The following is an 856-nucleotide window of genomic DNA, read 5'->3' on the forward strand; positions in this document are numbered from 1 at the left end:
GTTGAATGGGGGTATGAGATCACTGGCGGAGGAGTTGGAGGGCATCGATCGGTTGTTGGCCGATGCGATGGGCTCCTCTGGTGCGGGTGGTGATCTTCGCGTCGCTGATGACGCCGAGCTTCTGGATGTGGTTCGGGTGTTGGGGCGTGTGCAGCGGCGGTTGGGTGGGGCGGTCGTCGCGGTCACGGATCAGGTGGTGGGGCGGGATCAGTGCGAGCGTGGCGGGCGGTTGTCGACGCGGGCGGGATGCCGTGATGCGGCCGAACTGCTGCGGCGCACCCTTCTCGTGGATGGGCCTGCCTCGCGCCGGTATGTGGCCGCCGCGGGGGCGGTGCACCGTGAGGTCGACATCACCTCTGGTGCGTTGCTGCCGGGGAAGTTCCCCGAGCTCGCGGTCGCGTTGGCGGACGGGGTGCTGTCGGTGGGCGGGTTCCTGGCATGCACGGTCCCGTTGATGAAAGCGGCGCGGATCGGGGTCGCGGATCGGTTGGCTGCGGATGCGGTGCTGGCCAGGTTCGCAGCCGGGCTGCCGCTGGATGGCACGGTGACGGTAAACGCTGAGCGGGCGCCGTTGCCGACGGTGGATGAGCTTGCCGCCCTGGCCGCGCATATCATCGCGAGGTTGGATCCGGATGGGGCGGAGCCGTCGGATCGTGCGGGCAAGCGGCGCCGGTTCTTCACGATCGGGAAACTCCGCGACGGGTCGGTCCCGGTGCGGGGCGAGGTGTTGCCGGAGGTCGCAGCACAGTTGCAGAAACTCATCGATTCGCTGTTGAACCCGAAAGCCGAAGACAAAGGCAGCAGCAGTACCGTGCGGTTCCGACCCGCAGACGACAGCGGCGACGGCAGCCGCAGC

General features: G+C 68.2%; 1 protein-coding gene. It reads left to right on the forward strand.

The window, feature by feature from the left end; genetic code table 11:
- Window positions 1-34: 34 nt before the first annotated feature.
- On the forward strand, window positions 35-856 hold an 822-nt coding region (locus J1M43_RS16495; protein WP_206477548.1), incomplete at its 3' end, for a DUF222 domain-containing protein.

This window comes from Microbacterium sp. KRD172, assembly GCF_017168295.1.
In the GTDB taxonomy this organism is placed as follows: domain Bacteria; phylum Actinomycetota; class Actinomycetes; order Actinomycetales; family Microbacteriaceae; genus Microbacterium; species Microbacterium profundi.